This is a genomic window from Pelagimonas sp. KU-00592-HH (assembly GCF_040369695.1).
Lineage (GTDB): Bacteria > Pseudomonadota > Alphaproteobacteria > Rhodobacterales > Rhodobacteraceae > Shimia.
The window spans coordinates 179,392-199,716 of record NZ_BAABWM010000002.1 but is presented as its reverse complement, the minus strand read 5'-3'; the positions used below and the strand labels follow the sequence as shown (position 1 = coordinate 199,716).

23 protein-coding genes are annotated in these 20,325 nt (G+C 62.5%); 12 read left to right on the top strand and 11 right to left on the bottom strand.

Annotated features, from left to right (window positions below):
- The gene (locus ABWV42_RS08155) at positions 1 to 801 is read left to right on the top strand and encodes an alpha/beta fold hydrolase (RefSeq protein ID WP_353339686.1); all 801 of its coding nucleotides are present in this window, start codon (positions 1 to 3) and stop codon (positions 799 to 801) included.
- An 83-nt stretch (positions 802 to 884) separates the two neighbouring features.
- Here ABWV42_RS08155 and ABWV42_RS08150 read toward each other — a convergent pair whose 3' ends face one another.
- The 4 genes from ABWV42_RS08150 to ABWV42_RS08135 are packed head-to-tail and all read right to left on the bottom strand — an operon-like array spanning position 885 to position 3,749.
- Entirely contained in the window at positions 885 to 1,931 is a 1,047-nt protein-coding gene (locus ABWV42_RS08150; RefSeq protein ID WP_353339685.1) for a threonine aldolase family protein, read from the bottom strand.
- Positions 1,931 to 2,410: a YcgN family cysteine cluster protein gene (locus ABWV42_RS08145; RefSeq protein ID WP_353339684.1), complete on the bottom strand. Its 480-nt coding sequence runs from the start codon at positions 2,408 to 2,410 to the stop codon at positions 1,931 to 1,933. Before ABWV42_RS08145 ends, ABWV42_RS08150 begins: the two co-directional genes overlap by 1 nt.
- Positions 2,407 to 3,339: a bifunctional riboflavin kinase/FAD synthetase gene (locus ABWV42_RS08140; RefSeq protein WP_353339683.1), complete on the bottom strand. Its 933-nt coding sequence runs from the start codon at positions 3,337 to 3,339 to the stop codon at positions 2,407 to 2,409. The genes ABWV42_RS08145 and ABWV42_RS08140 overlap by 4 nt, the downstream gene beginning before the upstream one ends.
- A gap of 41 nt (positions 3,340 to 3,380) precedes the next feature.
- Positions 3,381 to 3,749 (bottom strand): winged helix-turn-helix transcriptional regulator, encoded by a 369-nt coding sequence (locus ABWV42_RS08135; RefSeq protein ID WP_353339682.1) that lies wholly within the window; start codon positions 3,747 to 3,749, stop codon positions 3,381 to 3,383.
- 93 nt (positions 3,750 to 3,842) lie between these two features.
- On the opposite strand from ABWV42_RS08135, the gene ABWV42_RS08130 reads away from it, so the two are divergent.
- A complete protein-coding gene (locus ABWV42_RS08130; RefSeq protein ID WP_353339681.1) occupies positions 3,843 to 4,613 on the top strand; it encodes a nuclear transport factor 2 family protein in 771 nt (256 codons plus the stop codon).
- A gap of 120 nt (positions 4,614 to 4,733) precedes the next feature.
- Here ABWV42_RS08130 and ABWV42_RS08125 read toward each other — a convergent pair whose 3' ends face one another.
- The 4 genes from ABWV42_RS08125 to ABWV42_RS08110 all read right to left on the bottom strand — a co-directional run bounded on the left by ABWV42_RS08125 (position 4,734) and on the right by ABWV42_RS08110 (position 7,470).
- Positions 4,734 to 4,931, bottom strand: a complete 198-nt coding sequence (locus ABWV42_RS08125; protein WP_353339680.1) for a hypothetical protein — start codon at positions 4,929 to 4,931, stop codon at positions 4,734 to 4,736.
- Between the two features lie 152 nt (positions 4,932 to 5,083).
- On the bottom strand, positions 5,084 to 5,527 hold the full coding sequence (locus tag ABWV42_RS08120) for a MaoC family dehydratase (RefSeq protein ID WP_255109475.1): 444 nt from the start codon (positions 5,525 to 5,527) through the stop codon (positions 5,084 to 5,086).
- Positions 5,528 to 5,667: 140 nt separating this feature from the next.
- On the bottom strand, positions 5,668 to 6,366 hold the full coding sequence (locus tag ABWV42_RS08115) for a helix-turn-helix transcriptional regulator (protein WP_353339679.1): 699 nt from the start codon (positions 6,364 to 6,366) through the stop codon (positions 5,668 to 5,670).
- A 216-nt stretch (positions 6,367 to 6,582) separates the two neighbouring features.
- Complete coding sequence (locus tag ABWV42_RS08110) at positions 6,583 to 7,470, bottom strand: TIGR01459 family HAD-type hydrolase (protein ID WP_353339678.1); 888 nt, start codon at positions 7,468 to 7,470, stop codon at positions 6,583 to 6,585.
- 199 nt (positions 7,471 to 7,669) lie between these two features.
- Here ABWV42_RS08110 and ABWV42_RS08105 point away from each other — a divergent pair, with 199 nt between their 5' ends.
- The 4 genes from ABWV42_RS08105 (at position 7,670) to ABWV42_RS08090 (ending at position 11,488) form a co-directional block, all read left to right on the top strand.
- On the top strand, positions 7,670 to 8,815 hold the full coding sequence (locus tag ABWV42_RS08105; protein WP_353339677.1) for an acyl-CoA dehydrogenase family protein: 1,146 nt from the start codon (positions 7,670 to 7,672) through the stop codon (positions 8,813 to 8,815).
- A gap of 95 nt (positions 8,816 to 8,910) precedes the next feature.
- Entirely contained in the window at positions 8,911 to 9,372 is a 462-nt protein-coding gene (locus ABWV42_RS08100; RefSeq protein WP_353339676.1) for a MarR family winged helix-turn-helix transcriptional regulator, read from the top strand.
- Positions 9,365 to 10,258 (top strand): alpha/beta hydrolase family protein, encoded by an 894-nt coding sequence (locus ABWV42_RS08095; RefSeq protein WP_353339675.1) that lies wholly within the window; start codon positions 9,365 to 9,367, stop codon positions 10,256 to 10,258. The genes ABWV42_RS08100 and ABWV42_RS08095 overlap by 8 nt, the downstream gene beginning before the upstream one ends.
- 60 nt (positions 10,259 to 10,318) lie before the next feature.
- Complete coding sequence (locus ABWV42_RS08090) at positions 10,319 to 11,488, top strand: winged helix-turn-helix domain-containing protein (RefSeq protein ID WP_353339674.1); 1,170 nt, start codon at positions 10,319 to 10,321, stop codon at positions 11,486 to 11,488.
- Between the two features lie 154 nt (positions 11,489 to 11,642).
- Here ABWV42_RS08090 and ABWV42_RS08085 read toward each other — a convergent pair whose 3' ends face one another.
- Complete coding sequence (locus ABWV42_RS08085; protein WP_255109462.1) at positions 11,643 to 12,563, bottom strand: manganese-dependent inorganic pyrophosphatase; 921 nt, start codon at positions 12,561 to 12,563, stop codon at positions 11,643 to 11,645.
- Between the two features lie 150 nt (positions 12,564 to 12,713).
- The gene (locus ABWV42_RS08080; protein WP_353339673.1) at positions 12,714 to 13,724 is read right to left on the bottom strand and encodes a TraB/GumN family protein; all 1,011 of its coding nucleotides are present in this window, start codon (positions 13,722 to 13,724) and stop codon (positions 12,714 to 12,716) included.
- Between the two features lie 164 nt (positions 13,725 to 13,888).
- Here ABWV42_RS08080 and ABWV42_RS08075 point away from each other — a divergent pair, with 164 nt between their 5' ends.
- The 6 genes from ABWV42_RS08075 to ABWV42_RS08050 all read left to right on the top strand — a co-directional run bounded on the left by ABWV42_RS08075 (position 13,889) and on the right by ABWV42_RS08050 (position 19,812).
- Complete coding sequence (locus tag ABWV42_RS08075; RefSeq protein WP_353339672.1) at positions 13,889 to 14,548, top strand: DUF2161 domain-containing phosphodiesterase; 660 nt, start codon at positions 13,889 to 13,891, stop codon at positions 14,546 to 14,548.
- Complete coding sequence (locus tag ABWV42_RS08070) at positions 14,545 to 15,198, top strand: sulfotransferase family protein (RefSeq protein ID WP_353339671.1); 654 nt, start codon at positions 14,545 to 14,547, stop codon at positions 15,196 to 15,198. The genes ABWV42_RS08075 and ABWV42_RS08070 overlap by 4 nt, the downstream gene beginning before the upstream one ends.
- Positions 15,199 to 15,380: 182 nt before the next feature.
- The gene (locus ABWV42_RS08065; protein ID WP_255109454.1) at positions 15,381 to 15,668 is read left to right on the top strand and encodes a co-chaperone GroES; all 288 of its coding nucleotides are present in this window, start codon (positions 15,381 to 15,383) and stop codon (positions 15,666 to 15,668) included.
- 40 nt (positions 15,669 to 15,708) lie between these two features.
- Entirely contained in the window at positions 15,709 to 17,355 is a 1,647-nt protein-coding gene (gene groL / locus ABWV42_RS08060) for a chaperonin GroEL (RefSeq protein ID WP_255109452.1), read from the top strand.
- 177 nt (positions 17,356 to 17,532) lie between these two features.
- A complete protein-coding gene (locus ABWV42_RS08055; protein ID WP_353339670.1) occupies positions 17,533 to 19,305 on the top strand; it encodes a calcium-binding protein in 1,773 nt (590 codons plus the stop codon).
- 39 nt (positions 19,306 to 19,344) lie between these two features.
- Positions 19,345 to 19,812, top strand: coding sequence for a GNAT family N-acetyltransferase (locus tag ABWV42_RS08050; RefSeq protein WP_353339669.1), 468 nt, complete (start codon positions 19,345 to 19,347; stop codon positions 19,810 to 19,812).
- Here the strand turns inward: ABWV42_RS08050 and ABWV42_RS08045 are convergent.
- Complete coding sequence (locus tag ABWV42_RS08045; protein WP_353339668.1) at positions 19,788 to 20,258, bottom strand: NUDIX domain-containing protein; 471 nt, start codon at positions 20,256 to 20,258, stop codon at positions 19,788 to 19,790. The genes ABWV42_RS08050 and ABWV42_RS08045 overlap by 25 nt on opposite strands.
- Positions 20,259 to 20,325: the final 67 nt, after the last annotated feature.

Here is a 20,325-nt window from a genome sequence, read left to right as displayed (position 1 = left end):
ATGGGATTGGATGGCGCGGCCCCACTGGCCTTGCATTCACGGGAATTTGGCAAGGGGCCGCGTCGGGCCTTGGCGCTGCATTGTTCGCTGGCGCATTCCGGCGCGTGGAAAGGTGTTGCGGCCGAGCTTGAAGACGAGTTGACGATTACGGCTTTGGACCTGCCGGGGCACGGACGCAGCCCGGACTGGGATCACGCGGGCGATCTGACCGCGGCGACCTTCGAGGCGGTTCTGCCGTTTCTGGATCAGCCGATGGACCTGATCGGGCACAGCTATGGCGGGGTGATTGCCCTCAAGCTGGCGATGGCGCGGCCCGATCTGGTGCGCAGCCTGTCGCTGTTCGAGCCGGTGCTGATGGCGGTGGCCAAGGAGGACCTGCCCGAGGAGTGGGAGTGGAATCGTCGCCACATGGAAGAGGTCAACGGCCATATCGCGGCCGGAGACCCGGCCATGGGCGCGCGGCTGTTCATGCGGGTCTGGGGCGATGGGCGGAAATGGGATGACCTGCCCGAGGAATTGCGGCAGGGGTCGACCCGACGCATCGGGTTCATCGGGGCGAGCCAGCCTGCGATTTCGGAAGACAACGGCGGCGTGGTGCCGCGTTTGAGCGAGATCGACGCGCCGGCCGTTGTGATGGACGGGGCGGAGTCTCCGGCGCTGATGCATGTGGTGCAGGACGGGATCGCGGCGCGGCTGCGCAATGCGCGGCGTGTGACCTTTGACGGCATGGCGCATATGGGGCCAGTCACCCACCCGAAATCCGTAGCGGCCGAAATCCGCGCCACGTTGCAGCAGGCTTGAAGCGAAGCAAGGCCGCGCAGGGCGCGCGGCCTGTTTTGGGTATTTGGGCCAAGAAGAAGGCCCGTTTGGCCCCCTCAGACCCCTCAGGCCGGTTTGACGAGGTCGATGAAACGGTCGATCTCTTCGTTGCTGATCGACCAGTCGCAGACCAGCCGTGCCTCGAGCAATTCATCGGGATCATCGCCCTCAAGGCTGCCGGACCAGACATAGTAGAGCGCGCCAGCGTCGTGCAGGCGCTGGTGCGCGGCGCGCGGGAAGGCGCAGAAGATGATATTGGCTTGCGGGTCGTGCAGGAAGGTCACGCCGGCATCGCGCAGGCCCGCAGTGAGGCGGGCGCAGTTGGCATTGGCCTTGCGGGCATTGTCGCGCCAGAGATCGTCTTGCAGGTAGGCCTGCATCTGGGCCGAAAGATAGCGATGTTTCGAGAACAGGTGCGCCCCGCGTTTGCGGCGCAGTTCGAATTCCCAGGCCTTTTCGGGATCAAAGAAGATCACCGCCTCGACACCCATGCAGCCGTTCTTGGTGCCGCCGAAGCTGACCACGTCGACGCCGGATTTCCAGGTCATCTCGGCGGGGGTACAGCCAAGCGCTTCGAGGGCATTGGCAAAACGGGCCCCGTCGAGGTGCACGGGCAGGCCGTAGGATTTGGCGACCTCAGAAAGCGCCTTGATCTCGGCCACGCTATAGACGGTGCCACGTTCGGTGACCTGGGTGATCGAGAGGGGCCCGCGCTGGGGGCCGTGCACGCCGCGGGTTTCTTCGCCTTCGATGGCAGCCTTGAGCGCCTCGGGCGTCATTTTGGGCGCATCGCCCACGAGGGTCAGCTTGGCGCCGCCGGAATAGAATTCGGGCGCGTTGCATTCGTCTTCGTGGATGTGGGCCACGGGGCTGCAAAAGACGGTCTGGTAGGGCTGGCAGTAGGTGGCCAGCGCCAGCGAATTGGCGGCCGTGCCGGTGGCCACGAGGTAGACCGCGGCCTCGGGGGCTTCGAAGATGTCGCGGATTTGTGTGCGCACCTCGTCCATGATGGGATCGGCGCCATAGGGCATGGCATAGCCGGTGTTGGCACGGGTCAGTGCCTCCATGATGGCGGGGTGGGCGATACCGGCATTGTCAGAGGCAAAGAACATCAGACGGGCTCCTCGATGATATACTCTTCCCATTCGTCTTCGGGGATTTCGAATTCCGAAACGGTGCGGTTCTGGACCGAGACACCGGCGGCATGGACGCTGTCGGGGGTGCCCGAGATCAGCGGATGCCAGTCGTAGAGCGGCTTGCCCTCCCAGAGCAGGCGGTAGGCACAGGTCTGGGGCATCCAGTAGGCATGGGTGTCGATATTGCGCGGGCTGAGCACGATACATTCCGGCACGAACTGGTGACGGATGTCGTACTGCGTGCAGCGGCAGCTCTCGTCGTCGAGAAGGCGGCACGCGATGCAGGTCAGGGCGACCTCGCCGCTGTCGGCGTCTTCCAGCTTGTTCAGGCAGCACTTGCCACAGCCGTCACAGAGGGCTTCCCATTCTTCCTTGGACAGCTTGGTGATCTTCTTGCGCTCCCAGAAGCGGGAGGCAAAGCCCTTGCGGTTGATCGGGTCCTTCTTCTGGCTCATAGGTCGGCCAGGATGTCGCGGCATTGGGCGCAGTCGGCGTCGATCTGGGCGACCAGCGCCTCGAGGCTGTCGAACTTCCACTCGGGGCGCAGGAATTCGACAAGCGCGATGGAAAGTTGCGTGCCGTAGAGATCGCCGGAGAAATCGAACAGGAAGGTTTCGATATTGGCCTTGTTCTCGCCGAACATCGGGCGCACGCCAACCGAGGCCGCGCCCTTGTAGCTACCTTCGTGGGGGCCTTCGAGCACGTCGATCAGAACCGCGTAGACACCGAATTTCGGCGGGTGCAGCCCGTCGATGGACATGTTGGCGGTGGGAAAGCCGAGGTCGCGGCCACGCTGGTCTCCGCCGATGACGGGGCCGTCGACGCGGTGCCAGTGGCCCAGCATGGCGGCGGCGTCGCGCGGGCGGCCTTCGGTCAGGGCCTTGCGGATCGCGGTCGAGGACACCTGTTCGTCACCGCCTTTGAGAAGCGGCGCGATGGTGACGCCAAAGCCCATGTCTTTCCCGAAAGCCTGAAGATCTTCGGCGGTGCCGGCGCGCCCCTTTCCGAAACAGAAGTCGGCCCCAATCACAACGTGTTTGAGGCCAAGGCCCTCGACGATCACGTCGCGGGCGAATTCCTCGGGAGTGAGGGCGGAGAGGGTCGCGTTGAAGGGCAGTTCATAGAGCCTTTCGACCCCCAGTTTCTCGAGCCGGTGGGCGCGGGTTTCGGCGCTGGTCAGGCGAAAGGGATCGCTACCGGGGGCAAAGAACTGGCGCGGGTGGGGTTCAAAGGTGACAATGCCCAGGGGGGCTTCGCCACCGGCCTCGCGCGCAAGGTCGATCACCGACTGGTGGCCGATGTGGACACCGTCGAAATTGCCGATCGCGGCGCTGGCGCCCCGGTCGTCTTCGTTCACGTATTGATAGTCACGTATGATCCGCATGACCGAAGGGTTAGCGGGACGTGCAGGCAGGCGCAAGGGGATCAGGCGTTATCGACCTCCTGACGCGACGCCTGAATCGAGGGAAAGTTGTTGTCGGCCCAGATCACCAGTGGCTTGAGGACGCCGACTAGGTCGTGGCCCTGCTCGGTCAGCGTGTAGGTGACGGCAAGGGGTGGGCCGGCGTGAACGGTGCGTAGCAGATGGCCGTCGCGTTCGAGATTGCGCAGGTTTTCGGTCAGGACACGTTGGGTGATGTCGCCGATAAGGCGTTTCAGGGCACCAAACCGCTGTGGGCCGCTGGACAGGACCAGCAGGATAAGAAGCTGCCATTTGCCCGTGACCTTCGAGAGAACCGAGCGGATTGGGCAGTTCTCGGCCTGTTCCTTGGAGAGGGCGGTTACCTTGAGCATACCTGGTTCCTTTTAAGTGCGTAATTGATACTTGGTATGAAATTGATACCTCATTGGGGCAATGACAGCAACGCGAATCGAGAGGAATGATCCATGTCAGTGAAAGAAGTTGTATTGAACGCGGTAACGGCGCTTTTCGTTCAGTTTGATCCTGAGGCTGCGCGCGACCTGCTGGCGCCCGGCTATATCCAGCACAACCCGATGGTGCCGACCGGGGCCGAGGCGATACTCGGGGTTTTGCCCGCGCTCAAGGAAAGCGGGCTGACGGCGCAGGTGCACCGGGTGATCGCCGAGGGCGATCTGGTGGTGCTGCACAGCACCTATGACAATGCCCAGGCCTTTGGCGCCAAGACACAGGTGGCCTTTGACGTGTTCCGCGTGGCAGATGGCAAGGTGGTCGAACATTGGGACAACCTGCAACCTCTCGCGGGCCCGAACCCGTCAGGCCGCAGCATGGTGGACGGGGCGGTCGAGGTCACCGATCTGGACAGGACCGCGGAAAACAAGGCGCTGGTGACGCGGTTTGTCGAGGACGTGCTGCACGGCAAGGCGCCGCAGAACATCGCGACCTACATCTCGGGCGAGAGCTATCACCAGCACAACCCGCTGATCGCCGATGGTCTCGAGGGCCTGGGTGCGGCGCTGAAGGCACTGGCGGATGCGGGGCAGGTGATGCGCTATGATGCGACCCATATGATCGTGGCCGAAGGCAACTTTGTGTTCACAGCATCCGAAGGGATGTTTGGCGAGACCCATACCGCCTTTTTCGACCTGTTCCGTGTCGAGGACGGAAAGATCGTTGAGCACTGGGACACGCTTTCGGAAATTCCCGCCCAGATGGCGCATGAGAACGGAAAGTTCTGATCCATACGCCTTCGGCGAGAGTATTTTTAATGCATTGAAGTCTGGTGCTCTTCAATGCACCGGAAATACTCCGGGGTCTGGGGCAGCGCCCCGGCCTTGCGCGTACGGTAAATCCGGATGTCAGCTGGGACGGACGGCGACGAGGACCACGTCCAGCTCGTCTTCCAGCGACTGCAGTTTTTCGATCTTGTCCTGTGACAGGTTGGCCGAGCCTGCGTCCACTGCGGAAAGGGCGACAATCGGGCTGCCGATCTCGGCTTCGAGCGCCTTGAGCGCCTCGAGTTTGTCGTCTTCCAGCGCGGCGATTGGATAGAGCATGGTGACATCCTTTCCTATGACTTGGTCGAGAACAACTTACGTCTAGAAGAGTAGCGCATAAGGCGAAGGGGTCAATTCTGCTGTTTCCGGGATGCTTGCGAAACCAAAAAGGCCGCCCGGAGAGGCGGCCTTGTGAGCAGATGTCCGGAAAATCAGTCGAACTTGCGCGAAGGCGCGAGGACGGTGGCTTCGCCGATCAGGACTTTCTTGCCGTCGACCGAGCAGTGGCAATCGAGTTTCACGCGGCGTTTCGAGATCTCGATGTCGACCACCTTGACCTCGGCATAGACCATGTCACCGGGGCGGACGGGGGCGAGGAACTTGAGGGTCTGGCCCATGTAGACGGTGCCGTGGCCCGGGAGCTGTTCACCGATCACGGCCGAGATCAGGCCGGCGGTCAGCATGCCGTGGGCGATGCGGCCCTCGAAGATGGTGTCGTTGGCGTATTCGTCGTCGAGGTGCACCGGGTTGCGGTCGGTCGAGACCTGGGCGAACATCTCGATGTCTTCGTCGGTCACGACTTTGCGCAGGTAGCGCGACATGCCCATCTCGATGTCTTCGATGCAGATCGTTCCGCGTGGCAGGTTATCCAACATTCCGCCCTCCGGTTGCGTTGGGTGTGTAATTTTCGCACTGTGGGGTGCTATGTTTCGCAACTTTATTACTTTGCAGGTGCAGAAAATCAAGCCCAATTCCGGCAAATGACCGCAAAATCTCGCCAGAATAGGGGCTGGGGTTAGGTAGAATAGGTGGATTCTTGCGTCCCCCAGCCTTCCTGCTCGAGCCAGAGCTGGCGCAGGGGGGCGGATTGGGCGGGGAAAAAGCTGTCGAGGGGGTCGCAGGCATAGATTCGGTCGCTGCGGAAATGGCGGAAGCCGCCGCGCAGTTCGCACCAGGCGGCGAGCATCACGCATTCGAGGTGATAGACGAGCGCGAGGGGGCGGACGGTGCGGGTGGTCTCGGTCGCGTCGGTGTCGCGGTAGGTGAGGCGTAGTTTGCGTTCTTCGCGGATGGCATCGCGCAGCATGGCAATCGAGATGCAGCCCTTGGCCGGATCGTCACCCGGCGCACCCCAGGGCACAACCACCAGCCAGTCGGCGGGGCCGTGCAGGTCTTCGACCTTTTCGCAGATCCGCAGGGCGGCCCGTTGCAGGGCGCTGTCGCCAGTGCGGGCAAGCATGGCGAGGCCGACGCGCAGGGCCTCGATTTCCTCGAGATCGAAATTCAGCGGCGGCAGGTCATAACCCGCCCGCAGCACGTAGCCGAGACCTGCCGCCCCTTCGATCGGGGTGCGCATGGCCTGAAGTGCGGCGATGTCGCGATAGACGGTGCGTTGTGACACCTCGAGCGCGGCGGCCAGTTGTTCGGAGGTCAGGGGCTGATCCGCGGCGCGCAGAAGCTGGATCAGTTCGAAAAGACGGCTGGTGCGACGCATGGGGGCTCCTTCCTTGCTGCTGCCACTATAGCAGAGCCTGCTGACAACACCCTGTCAGGGGGGATTGGGCAAAAAGGAGGGAGATGAGCGAAGGAGAGCGGGATGAGCTGGTATGATGTGGCGCGTGACATGACCCGACCGGATGGTGGGGCGGATTGGGGCGACAGGCGGTATGTGCCGCCCTGCCGCCTGTTTGCTGCGCGGGACGGGACGGCTTTAGCGCAGGCGTCCGATCGAAAAGGTTGGGCTCGACATTTCCTTTTCAAGATAGGCGTTTAGCGCCTCGGCGTCGGGCTGGACGTCGGGGTGGATGTCGGTCTTGGTTTCCCTTGCGGCGAGGCCGCCGGTGATGAAGAGCGTGTCGATGTTTTCGCCCATGCCACCGGCAATATCGGTGTGCGGGCCGTCGCCGATGGCGAGGATCGCGCTGTCGGGGATGTCCTTGCCAAGTGCGGCGAGGCGGCGGCGGGCGAGGTCGTAGATCGGCGGGTGGGGTTTGCCAAAATAAAGGCTTTCTCCGCCCATTTCGGTGTAGAGGCGGGCCAGTGCGCCGGCGCACCATTCGCGGGTTTCGCCACGGTCGACTACGATGTCGGGATTGGCGCAGAGCAGCTTCATGCCCTTGGTCTTGGCATAGAGGAAATCGGCTCGGTTCACGTCGGGATCGGCCATTGGATCAAAGGGGCCGCAGCAGACGATGCCCTCGGCCTCGGCCAGGGGGACGCGGGAAATGGTGACCGGATTGTCGATCACTTCCAGCGGCGTGAAGAAGCCCTCGTCGCGCTGCCATTCGCCCATGAAGTAGACCTTTTCGCCAACAGCGCCGGTGAACATGGCGGCGCGGGCGCTGTCGCCGGAGGTGGCGATGGTGTCATAGGCGTCGGCGGGCACGTTGAAATCGGCCAGTTGCGACATCACCCCGGCGCGGGGTTTCGGGGAGTTGGTGACCAGAACGACGATGCCGCCCTTTGCGCGGTAGGCCTGAAGTGCGGCGACGGCTTCGGGGAAGGCGGTGATGCCGTTGTGGACGCAGCCCCAGAGATCGACGAACAGCGCGTCGTAGCGGTCGGAGACGTCGGAAAGCGATGCGATGATCTGGGTCATGGGGTGTCCTGTCGCGTGGATGTTGGCGCAGGTATGGCAAAGCGGGCTGTGGGTTTCCAGTGAAATCTGGGTGAAAAATGGGGGGCTGTATCGCGTCGGTATTACGTCGGTATCGCGACGGTGCTGCGGCGCGGCGGTCGCGACGTTTTGATGGACAGGGGGCGGGACGGCGGACAGCATGGCGTGAGGGAGGATCATCATGGACGCACATCTGTTTCTGGGAGAGGAGCACGCGCTGTTGCGCGACCAGGTTCGCCGGTTTGTCAGAGAGCGGGTTTTGCCCCATGGCGAGGACTGGGAGGCGGCGGGCATGGTGCCGCGCGAGGTGCTGCGCGAGATGGGCGAGCTGGGGTTCTTTGGCATCCGATACCCCGAGGCCTATGGCGGCAGCGGGATGGACACGCGGGCGACGGCGGTTCTTGCCGAAGAGCTTGGGCGGTCGACCTTTTCGGGCTTTGCAATCACGGCGCTGGTGCATACGGACATGGCGTCGGTGCATCTGTTCAACGCCGGTAGCGCGGCGCAGCGCGAGCGGTTCATGCCGGGGATCGTCGCGGGCGAGACGATCACCGCCGTGGGTGTCACCGAACCGGGGGCGGGGTCGGATGTGAAGGGCATACGGACGACGGCACGGCGGGACGGGGATCACTACGTTCTGAACGGGTCAAAGATGTTCATCACCAACGGGGTACATGCCGATCTCTATTGCGTGGCAGCCAAGACCGATCGTGACGGGCCGGCGAGCCAGTCGGTGACCATATTCCTGCTGGAGAAAGGCTTGGAGGGGTTCGAGGTGAGCCGCGCGCTGGACAAGCACGGGTGGCTGTCTTCGGATACGGCCGAGCTTGCCTTTCAGGATGTGCGGGTGCCGGTCGAAAACGTGCTGGGTGAAGAGGGGCGCGGGTTCTATGCGATCATGCAGAACTTTCAGAACGAGCGGATCGTGCTGGGGGCGATGGCGGTGGGCGAGGCGCAGGCGGCGCTGGACCTGACGGTGGAGTATGTGAAGGAGCGGCAGGCCTTTGGCGCGCCGCTTTGGGAGAAACAGGCGATCCGGCAGCGGCTGGCGATGCTGGCGGCGCGGGTCGCGGCGGCGCGGGCCTTTGTCTATCAGGTGGCGGCGCGGGATGCGCATGGCGAAGAGGTGGTGCGCGAGGTGTCGATGCTCAAGGCGCTGTGTGGCGAGCTGGTGAACGAGGTGATGTATGATTGCCTGCAGTTCCACGGCGGCGCGGGATACCTGCGCGGCATGGCCATCGAACGCATGGCGCGGGATGCGCGGGTGCAGGCGATTGGTGGCGGCGCAACCGAGGTGATGCTGGAGGAAGTGGCCAAACGCATGTGAGGCCGCTTTGCGCAACGTCATGCTTAATCGGGGTGGCGTGCGGTAAGGTTGTTCGTATACGAGCTAGATAAAGATAGTTCGGATGCGAAATACCAATGGCAAAATCTCCCAAGGTCTTTTTTCTTGTTCACAAGGCGCATAGCGCGCTGATCCGGGCGGTGGATCGCCGTTCACGGGATGAAACCGGATTGTCGATGACGCAGCAGGGGGTTCTGTTCCTGCTGGATCAGCAGGACGGTCTGAGCGTTGGTGCCCTGGCGCAGGCCTTGTCGCTCAGCAAGTCGTCGCTAAGCGGCTTGATCGACCGGATGGAAGACCGGGGATTGGTGCGCCGCGCGCCTGTGGATGGCGATGGGCGGCGGGTTGTCGTGCATATCGAGCCACAGGCACGGGCGCTTGTGGTGCAGGGGCGGCCCCTAGTGCAGGGCTGGAACGCGGCCTTGCTGGCGCCGTTCGATGCGAGCGAGCAACAGGTGATCGCGCGGTTCCTGACCCATCTGGCCGACCATGCAGACGAGATTATCGACGGCGTTGAGCGGGGCGGGAAGAATGGCTGAGGTATATGTGGAAGAGGTGGCCTTCGAAGCCGGTGATGGCTGGGCGCTGGTGGGGGATCTTTATCGCGGAGAGGCCCCGCAGGTGGCGGTGCTGATCTCGGCCGGCACAGGTTTTCCGCGTCGGTTCTATCGCCATGTCGCGGCCTGGCTGGCGGCGCGGGGGGCGGTGGTTCTGACCTATGACTATCGCGGGATCGGCGACAGCGGCACGGAGAATCTCGCGCACTCTGGCATCGATTATCCCGACTGGGGGCGGCATGACATGACGGCGGCCCTTGAGGCGCTTGAACAGGTCGCGCCTGGGCTACCGCTGGTGACGCTTGGCCACAGTATCGGTGGCCAGTTTGTCGGCTTCATGGGCAACCATGCCAAGGTGGCGCGGCATGCCTTTGTCTCGGTCGGCAGCGGGTATTGGGGCGTGCATCACAGGACGCGCCTGCCGCTGGAACTGTATTTCTGGTGGGGGTTCGGGACGTTCTCGCTCTGGCGCTGGGGCGAGATCCGGCCGGTGGGCGGCTGGGGTGGTGCCGCGCTGCCGCCCGAGGTGTTCCGCACATGGCGGCGCTGGTCGCAGCGGCGCAGCTATATCAAGCCGGACCTCGCCGCCCGTCGCTGGCCGCACCACTTTGACGAGGTGGCGGCACCGATCTGCGCCTGGGTGTTTCCCGATGACGGGATCGCCACGCCAACGGCGGCGCGTGATACGTTGAGTTGCTATCCGAAGGCGGAGAAGCACCTTGTTGTGCGAAAGGCGCAGGAGTTGGGCGTGTCGGCAGTGGGACATGAAGGCGCGTTTCGCAAGGGGCGCGAGGCGCTTTGGGAGGAACTCTGGCTCTGGCTGACCGATGGCCAATTGCCCGAAGGCGGCGGCGTCGCGGTTTCCTGACTTTATTCCGGGGCGCAGGTGGGGGAAGATGGGCGTTCAGGCAGGGCAGGAGCGCGGACCATGTTGAAAATTCCCAACCGGCAGGCCCGGCATCTGTGGTTGTCGGTGCAGGGGCTGGACAAGACACCCACCGGGCCGCTGGACCTTTTGGGGATGATCACCAGGCTGGGCTTTGTGCAACTGGACACGATCCAGGTGGTGTCGCGGGCGCATCATCATATCCTGTGGAGCCGCAACCAAAATTACCGCGAACCGATGCTGGACCGGTTGCTGGCGCGGGATCGCGCGGTGTTTGAACATTTCACCCATGATGCCTCGGTCCTGCCGATGGACTTCCTGCCCATGTGGCGCAGGCAGTTCCGGCGCAAGCAGGCGCAGCTGGATCGGGCGGGGTGGTTCAGGGGGCTGCCGGACAAGGCGGCGCGGGACGAGATCAAAGCGCGGATCGCGCGGGAAGGGGCGCTGTCGACGCAGGCGTTTGACACCAAGGTGGAGGGCGCGCGCGAGATGTGGGCGCGTCCCCCGCATAAGAAGGCGCTGGATTACATGTGGTACGCGGGCGAATTGGCGACCTGTCACCGGGTGAATTTCACCAAGGTCTATGATCTTGCCGAACGGGTGTTTCCGCCCGAACTGGCCGCGGTCGAGATGTCGGATGCGGCGCAGCTGGACTGGCTGTGTCGGGCCGCGCTTGATCGGATCGGGGTTGGTACGCGGGGCGAGATCCAGCAGTTCTGGGATGCGGCCAGTGCGGAGGAGGTCAAGGGCTGGTGTGCTGACGTGGCCGGAGATTTGCAGGAGGTGCAGGTGCAATCCACTTCGGGGGAGTGGAGCACGGCGCTGGCCCCGCTGGACATCGAAGCCCGGCTGGAGGCAGTGACCGCGCCCACATCACGGCTGCGTATCCTGAACCCGTTTGATCCGGCGGTGCGGGATCGCAAACGCCTGAAGCGGCTGTTCGGGTTTGATTATCGCAACGAGATGTTTGTACCCGCCGACAAGCGGGTCTGGGGGTACTACGTGTTCCCGATCCTCGAAGGGGATCGCTTTGTGGGACGCGCAGAGATCAAGGCGGATCGCAAGGCGGGGGAGCTGGTGGTTCAGAAGTTCTGGCCCGAGGCGGGTGTGAAATGGCCACGCAGCCGGTTTGACCGTCTGGAGGCAGAGCTGGCGCGGCTGGCGCGGTTTGCCGGGGTGGAGCAGGTCATTTGGCGCGCCGAGATGTCCTGACACCGGCAGGCCGCCGGGGCGCTGCCCCGGACCCCGGAGTATTTGACGTGCATTGAAGAGGGGTCCCCTGGTTTCAATGCACCAAAAATACTCTCGCCGAAGGCAAAAAGGCCCCGCAAATTGCGGGGCCTTTTCAAAACGATGGCGAAGAAGATCAGACCTTGAGGTTCGGGATGATCTGCTTTTTGCGCGACATGATGCCGGGCAGGACAACCGCGTCGCCCTCAACGGATGCGCCGAAGCTCTTTTCGGCAACGCCTTTGACGAGGTCGTTGGGCACCAGGAGGGTGGCTTCTTCTTTCAGGATGTCGACAACGAAGAGCAGAACTTCGTCAACGCCATCTTCGGCGGCGACGGTTTTGAAGGTTTCCATCAGGCTGGCCTTGCGGTTCAGCGGGATTTCCGGTGCGGTGGTTTCCAGAACCGAAACGCGGAACTTGGTGCCGTCGACTTCGTATTCTTTCGAGTCCATGCGGATCAGTTCGGCATCCGAGAAGGCCGAGACGTCGGATTTCGCGGCGAACATTTCAGCGGCATATTCGGTGACGTTGACGCCCAGATCGGCGGCCAGCGCGGCAACCACTTCGCGGTCACGGTCGGTGGTGGTCGGCGAGCGGAATTCCAGGGTGTCGGACAGGATGCAGGTCAGGGCTGCGCCCTTGATGTTTTCCGGCATCTTGGCGGCGTCGTCGCCCATCAGGTCGTACATGATGGTGGCGGTGCAGGCCAGCGGGCGGATGGTGATGTCGATCGGGCCTTTGGTTTCCAGACCGCCGACCAGCTTGTGGTGGTCGATGATGGCCTGAACGTCGGCGCCGTTGATGTTGGCGGGCAGTTCGGCGGGGTTGTTGGTGTCGACGACAACGCAGGCCTGATCGTCGGCCACGTCTTCGATGATGTCGAGCATGTCAAAGCCCCAGCGGTTCAGCATGAAGGCCGCTTCGGTGTTGGGCTGGCCAAGCAGAACCGGCTTGGCGTCAACGCCTTTGACTTCGTTCAGGTACCAGGCCCAGACCAGCGGCGAGCCGGTGGAATCGGTGTCGGGGGATTTGTGGCCGAAGACGAGGGTGGTCATAATCTGTGGTCCTTCATGGAATGCGGGATTTTGCGCGCCTTATAGGGGCTGAGGTGATCCTTGTCACGCCCTGCAAATGGGGCTGCGACGAGAGGTCTGCGGCTGGTGGAAAACTGTTGCTGCAATGCAGCAATTCTTGCCTTGCGCGGCTTATTCGGCGGCGAGGGGCAGGCGGGAGACGGTAAAGCCCCGGCGCTCGAGGCCGAGAAGCAGGCCGTCAGGGCCGGGCAGGTGCAGGGCGCCGACCGCGACGAAGGCGGGGCTTTGCGACAGGGCGGGGGCAAGTGTGTCGAGCCATGCGCCGTTGCGGGCGGTCACGAGCCTGTCGGTGAAGGTTGCGAGCTCGGCGTCGAGTTCGGCCGCGGGCATGGCATCGGTGGCGCGGTTTTTGGCGTGGGCGTCAAAGACGGCGAAATCCCAGACCAGGGCAATCTCTTCGTCGAAGTAGAGGGCCTGCATGGTCTCGATATTGTTGCTGCCGTCAAAGCCGAAGGCGAGCCCCTTGCGGAAATCCTCGACCTGTTTGTCGATGGGATCGGAGGCGAGAAGGGCCAGGAGCGTGTCGACCTTGTCGAGCGAGGTCAGGGGCAGGTCGGCGGCGGTGGCGACCTCCATCACCTGTTTGTCGATGCCTTTCAGGCCGCGCTTGATGTCTTGCAGCACGCAGGGCGGGGCCGAAAGGGCGAGGCCGAGGAACCAGGGCTGGTAGCGGGCGGCCATGAAGGGCGGCATGCCGCTGGCCTGCAGGCGGGGTTTGAGATCGTTCCAGGCCTTTTCACCGAGGCGTTCGAGCAGGCTTGGCCCTTCGGTGATCAGGTAGAGATCGGGCGAGGTGGTGAGGCGGCGCATCATGGCCAGTTCGTCTGTCTTGGTGATCTCGACAAAGACCTGATCGACGCGGTCCATCAGCGGGGTGATGCGGGCTATGGTGCGGGCGTGGTCGGGATGGGGGAAGTGCATCGTGCCGAGGATGAAGGAGGTGATGCCATTCTTCTCGACCTGCCAGAGGATGCCTTCTGGGTAGGCGGTCTTGGCGGCTTGGTCGCGTAGGATGGCCTGGTCTGCCGCGGGCAGGGCGTGGAACTGCGAGGGGCCGGTGCAGGCGGCGTGCAGGGAGCTGGCGAGGAGGAGGGTGACAAGGAATGACAGGAAACGGATCACGGGAAAGTCCTTCTGGGATGTTGCGCGCACCCTAGCAGGTGGAAGGGGCGCGGCAAGGGACGCTGCCCCTCTGGGCGCGGGGGCGCCCATTCACCCCGGAGTATTTGTTCGTGCATTGAAGAACGGGTTTGGCAGGGCGCGAGGGAGAGGGTAGGTCTTGGGGCATGGCAAGGGTGAGCGAGACAGAGTTGTATGCGCCGGTGAAGGCGTGGCTGGAGGACAGGGGATTCGAGGTCAAGGCCGAGGTCGGTGCGGCGGATGTCGTGGCGCGGCGGGGCGAGGATGATCCGGTGATCGTGGAGTTGAAGACAGGATTTTCGCTGACCCTGTTGCAGCAGGCGGTGGCGCGGCAGCGGGTGTCGGACTGGGTTTACGTGGCGGTGCCGCGCTGGGCCGGGAAAACGGGCTGGCGGACCTTCAAGGGCAATGTTGGTCTGTGCAAGCGGTTGGGGATCGGCGTGTTGTCGGTGCGGCTTGAGGATGGGCATGTGCAGGCGCATTGCGATCCCGTGGAGTATCGTCCGCGCAAGTCGAAGCCGCGCCGGGGCGCACTGTTGAAGGAGTTTGACCGGCGGCGGGGGGATCCCAACCAAGGCGGCACGCGGGGCGCGGTGACCACGGCCTATAAGCAGGAGATGATGCGTTGTGCCAGATTCCTTGCGGAGCATGGCGCCAGCAAAGGCGCGGCCGTGGCCAGCGGGGCCGAGGTGGTGGCGGCCACGCGGATGATGCGGGAGGATCATTTTGGCTGGTTCGAGAAGGTGGCGGTTGGGGTCTATGACCTGAGCGACGCGGGGCGCGCGATGCTGGAGGCGGAGTCATGATTTCGCGGCAGCATGAGGTGGTGTTCGTGCATATCCCCAAGACCGGAGGGCAGAGCATCGAGGGGGTGTTCCTGAAGGCGCTGGGCATTGCGTGGAAGGATCGGGACCAGCTGGTGATGGGGCCGAATGACGACCCCGCGCGGGGGCCGAGCAAGCTCGCCCATCTTTATGCGCGGGAATACGTGGAGATGGGGCATATCAGTACAGAGGATTATCAGCGGTTCACCAGTTTCGCGGTGGTGCGCCATCCGTTTGACCGGATCGTGAGCGAGTACCGTTATCGCATCACGGCGCGGATGAAGAAGGGCAAGCCGGTGCCGGACGATCTTTATGACGGGTTTGATGCCTTCATCCGCAAGGAGGCCAGGAACAGTTTCGGCGATCTGGCGCGGCATATGGCGCGGCAGGTGGACTATGTGACGGATGCGTCGGGGCAGGTGATTGTGGATCACGTGTTTCACCTTGAGCGGCTGGATGCGGAGATTGGCCCGCTGTTGAAGAGGGTGTTTGGGCGGGACATGGTGTTGCCGCGCTCCAATGCGTCGAAGGCGGCGGAGGGCATCACCGTTGCAGGGATGCGGTCGGATCAGAAGGCCTATCTCTACAATCGGTACCGGGCGGATTTCGAGATGTTCGGTTACGAGGCGTGATCCCGGCGGCAGGCCGGTTTCTGCTTTCCTGAAAAAGCCATCAAGATTTTTCGGATTATCCTGTTGACTCGGGTCTAGGAGGTGCCTAGCTATTTCGCCGTTAGCACTCGCCGACAGGGAGTGCTAACGGCTCCGCTGAATGGAGTCAGGGAGACACTTACTTAGTTAGGGAAACCTAGACAATGGCACTTACACCTCTGCACGACCGCGTGCTGGTACGTCGCACCGAAAGCGAAGAAAAGACCGCAGGCGGTCTGATCATCCCCGATAGCGCAAAAGAAAAGCCCGCCGAGGGTGAAGTTGTATCCGTGGGCGCAGGCCTGCGTGACGACAAGGGCGGCCGCATCGAGCTGGACGTCAAAGCGGGCGACCGCGTTCTGTTCGGCAAATGGTCGGGCACCGAAGTCAGCGTCGACGGCGAAGAGCTGCTGATGATGAAAGAATCCGACATCATGGGCATCATTGCCTGATCGTCTGACCGTTACAAAGAATTCCAAGAGGTAAAGCACAATGGCTGCTAAGGACGTAAAGTTCGACACCGATGCCCGCAACGCAATGCTGCGCGGCGTAAACATTCTGGCCGACGCCGTTAAAGTGACCCTGGGCCCGAAAGGCCGCAACGTGGTTCTGGACAAGTCGTTCGGCGCACCGCGCATCACCAAGGACGGTGTTTCGGTTGCGAAAGAGATCGAGCTGGAAGACAAGTTCGAGAACATGGGCGCGCAGATGGTCAAGGAAGTGGCATCGCGCACCAACGACGAAGCCGGCGACGGCACCACCACCGCAACCGTTCTGGCGCAAGCCATCGTTCGTGAAGGCCTGAAGCAGGTTGCTGCCGGTCTGAACCCGATGGACCTGAAGCGCGGCATCGACCTGGCGACTGCCAAGGTTGTTGAAGGCATCAAAGCCTCGGCCCGTGACGTAAAAGACTCGGCTGAAGTTGCTCAGGTTGGCACCATCTCGGCCAACGGCGAAGCCGAAATCGGTCAGCAAATCGCAGACGCGATGCAGAAGGTTGGCAACGAAGGCGTCATCACCGTCGAAGAAAACAAAGGTCTGGAAACCGAGACCGATGTTGTTGAAGGTATGCAGTTCGACCGTGGCTACCTGTCGCCGTACTTTGTCACCAACACCGACAAGATGATCGCAGAGCTCGACGACTGCATGATCCTGCTGCACGAGAAGAAACTCTCGTCGCTGCAGCCGATGGTTCCGCTGCTCGAGCAGGTGATCCAGTCGCAAAAGCCGCTGCTGATCATTGCAGAGGACGTTGAAGGCGAAGCGCTGGCAACCCTGGTTGTTAACAAACTGCGCGGCGGCCTGAAAATTGCTGCGGTTAAAGCACCGGGCTTTGGCGACCGTCGTAAGGCCATGCTGCAGGACATCGCGATCCTGACCGGTGGTCAGGTGATCTCGGAAGACCTCGGCATGAAGCTCGAGTCGGTCACCATGGACATGCTGGGCACAGCCAAGAAGATCGAAATCACCAAAGACGAAACCACCATCGTTGACGGTGCTGGTGAGAAGGCCGAGATCGAAGCACGTGTTGCCCAGATCCGCACCCAGATCGAAGAAACCTCGTCGGACTACGACCGTGAGAAGCTGCAAGAGCGCGTTGCCAAACTGGCAGGCGGTGTTGCTGTTATCCGCGTCGGCGGCATGACCGAAGTGGAAGTGAAAGAGCGCAAGGACCGTGTGGACGATGCTCTGAACGCGACCCGCGCAGCCGTTCAGGAAGGCGTCATCGTTGGTGGTGGTGTTGCCCTGGTTCAAGCCGGTAAAGCCCTGGAAGGTCTGGAAGGTGCAAACGCCGACCAGAACGCCGGTATCACCATCGTCAAGAAAGCCATCGAAGCGCCGCTGCGCCAGATCGCAGAGAACGCGGGTGTTGACGGTGCCGTTGTTGCGGGCAAAGTCCGCGAGAGCACCGACACCGCATTCGGCTTTAACGCTCAGACCGAAGAATATGGCGACATGTTCTCGTTCGGCGTGATCGACCCGGCGAAAGTAACCCGTACCGCTCTGGAAGATGCGGCATCGGTTGCTGGCCTGCTGATCACCACCGAAGCCATGGTTGCCGACAAGCCCGCCAAAGAAGGTGCAGGCGGCGGCATGCCCGACATGGGCGGCATGGGCGGCATGGGCGGCATGATGTAATCACGCCGTTTCCGTCAGGAAATAGAGAGGGTCGCCTTCGGGCGGCCCTTTTCTTTTGGCTCACGCGAGAATTGGGGGCTGGGTCGTGTGGAAAGTTTCGTTTCGGGAAAGGACGATTCTGCCCTAGGATTACGGGAATTCGACTTTTGCCTTTCACCCGTCCCATTGGAGCGTGTCATGAATTACCTTAGCCCCTTCACCCCAGAAACCCGCGTCAATACCTACACCACCGATGATCAGGACGATCCGCGGATCGCGGCATTGCCGGATGGAGGATACATCATTGTCTGGGAGTCCTTTGGGCCGACGGGCGTGGGCAATAGTATCTACGTTCAGCGCTATGATGCCGATGGCAATGCCGTGGGCGGCAATGTTCTGGTGAACACCTCCAACACGATCTCGCAGTCCAACCCGCGCGTTGACGTGCTTCGTGACGGCGAGTGGGTCGTGACGTGGAACACATGGGACGGCGGCGATGCCGCGACAGAAGTGGTGGCGCGTGTTTTCAACGCGGATGGGACACCGAAGGGCGCGCAGTTCCAGATCAACAGTTTCACCACTGGAGAGCAGCACAGCCCGGAAATCGCACCGATGAAGACGGGCGGTTTCGTGGTGGTCTGGACCAGCGACGGGCAGGATGGCGATGACGTGGGAATCCGGGCTCAGCGATTTGACAGTTCCGGCGTCAAGATCGGCAGCGAAATCGGTGTGAACACCACGACGGCAGGCAAGCAATATGCCCCCAAGATCGCGGCGTTGAAGAATGGTGATTTTGTCGTGACCTGGCAGAACCCGCTTTATGACAACGGTGGCAACAGGACGGGGACCGAGACCTTTGCGCAACTGCTTGCCAGCGATGGATCAAAGATCGGTGGCGAGATCCAGGTGTTGGACCTGCCCGATGCCGATGAGGGGGCCTGGGATGTTGCTACGCTGAAGGATGGCAAATTTGTCGTCGTGGGCTGGAGCAAGGATGCTCTGAGCGGCAAGGTCAGTGCCGTTGGCCAGGTGTTCAGCAAGACCGGTGTGCCAATAGGAGACGTCGTCGAGCAGGGCGCGGTGGTTGGTCATGTGCACAACACGCGGATTGCCGCCCTGCCGGATGGTGGCTTCGTGATCGTGACGGAGTACGAGTATTATAACGCGACCGAAAGCCGTGACGAATATGATGCGCATATCACCCGCTTCGATGCGGCGGGCAAGATTGTCGGCGATCCGGTTTTTCTGTCGGACAGCAACGGTGATGGCAACTGGGACTGGCAGCCGGATGTGACGGTGCTCAAGAATGGTGCCATTGCGGTGACCTGGACCGACTGGGGCGAGGATGGCAGCGAAAACGGTGTTCTGACACGGATCTATGAGGCCAAGTACGTGGGCACCAACGGCGCGGATACGCTTGGCGGGACGGCGCAGGGGGATGACATGTACGGGCGCGACGGCAAGGACGTGCTGCGTGGCTACAAGGGCAAGGACAAGCTGAGCGGTGACAAGGGGTTTGACCGGCTGGAAGGCGGGTTTGGCAACGATACGCTGAACGGCGGGGCGGGCAATGACACGCTGAGCGGCCAGGACGGCAAGGATCGGTTGCTGGGTGGCAAGGGCAACGATGTTCTGCTGGGCGGCAAGGGTTGGGACCAACTCTTGGGTGGCAATGGCAAGGACGTGCTGAAGGGCGGTCTTGGCAATGACACGCTGAATGGTGGTGGCGGTGCGGATGATTTCCATTTCAACCACGGCAAAGATGTTGTTACCGCGTTCCAGAACAATATCGACGAGCTTTACCTTGACGAAACCGCCCTTGGGCTGACGGGGCAGAGTGCGGCCGATGTCGTGGCCCTTGGGCAGGTGGTTGGTGGCAATGCCGTCTTCGACTTTGGCGGCGGCAATATCCTGACCGTGAAGGGTGTGACCAACCTCAATATCTTCCTCGATGACATCATCATCGGCTAGGCGCTTGCACCAGTGGGGCGGCCCGCCTAGGGTCGCGCCATGATTATTCGCGGGTTTGTCGAGAAAGATACGGCGCAGGTAGCGCAGGTGGTGAAACGGGCGTTCGGGCAACCGGACGAGGCCGATCTCTGTGTGGCGCTGCGGGCCGGAGGCCACATGGCGTTGGAACTGGTGGCCGAGGATCGGGGGCGTATCGTTGGGCATGTGGCCCTGTCGCGGATGCAGGCGCCCGCGGGGTGGCTTGCGCTGGCGCCTGTGTCGGTTGATCCCAAGCGACAGAAGAAGGGCATCGGCGCGGCGCTCTGCCAGATGGCGGTGGACTATGCCAATGCGCCGGTGGTGGTGCTGGGCAATCCCGATTATTACGCGCGGTTCGGGTTTGATTATGGCCGGGCGGGCAATCTGAAATCGCCCTTTCCGGTGGAATACACCGGGCTGTTTGCGCCGAAGATCGAGGCTGACAAGCCGGAAGAGGCACTTGTCTATGCGCCGCCCTTCATGGGCTGACGCGGCTTTACCAGAAGTTCCAGCGGATTATAGCTGAGGCCGGATGTGCTCCATGCGACCTCGGGCAGGCTGTCGGGTTTGAAGCGCAGTGCGTCCATCTCGTTGCGGGAGAAAAAGCGGCGGCGGGTGACGACGGCCTCGGGGTCTTGCCAGTCGTCCGAGAGCGTGCCTGCGGTGATGGTGCAGCGGAAGTAGATGTCGACCTGGTGAAAGCGGTCATCGGGGTTGTGGAACTCGTTGATCAGGCAGGGGGTGCCCACGGCGATGGTGAGGCCGGTTTCCTCGTGGACTTCGCGTTTGAGGTTGTCGGGGAGAGAGGCATTGCGTTCGACGCCGCCGCCGGGCGCGCACCAGAGATCGTCGTGTTCGCCGGGGAAGGCGTTGACCAGAAGCAGGCGGTTTTCATGCAGGATCAGGGCGCGGGCGGCCAATCGGGGCGAATTCATGCGGGTGGGGGCCTTGTTGCGGGTGTGTTCCCCCTTTTTTAGGCGCGGGCGAGGGGTTATCTCAAGG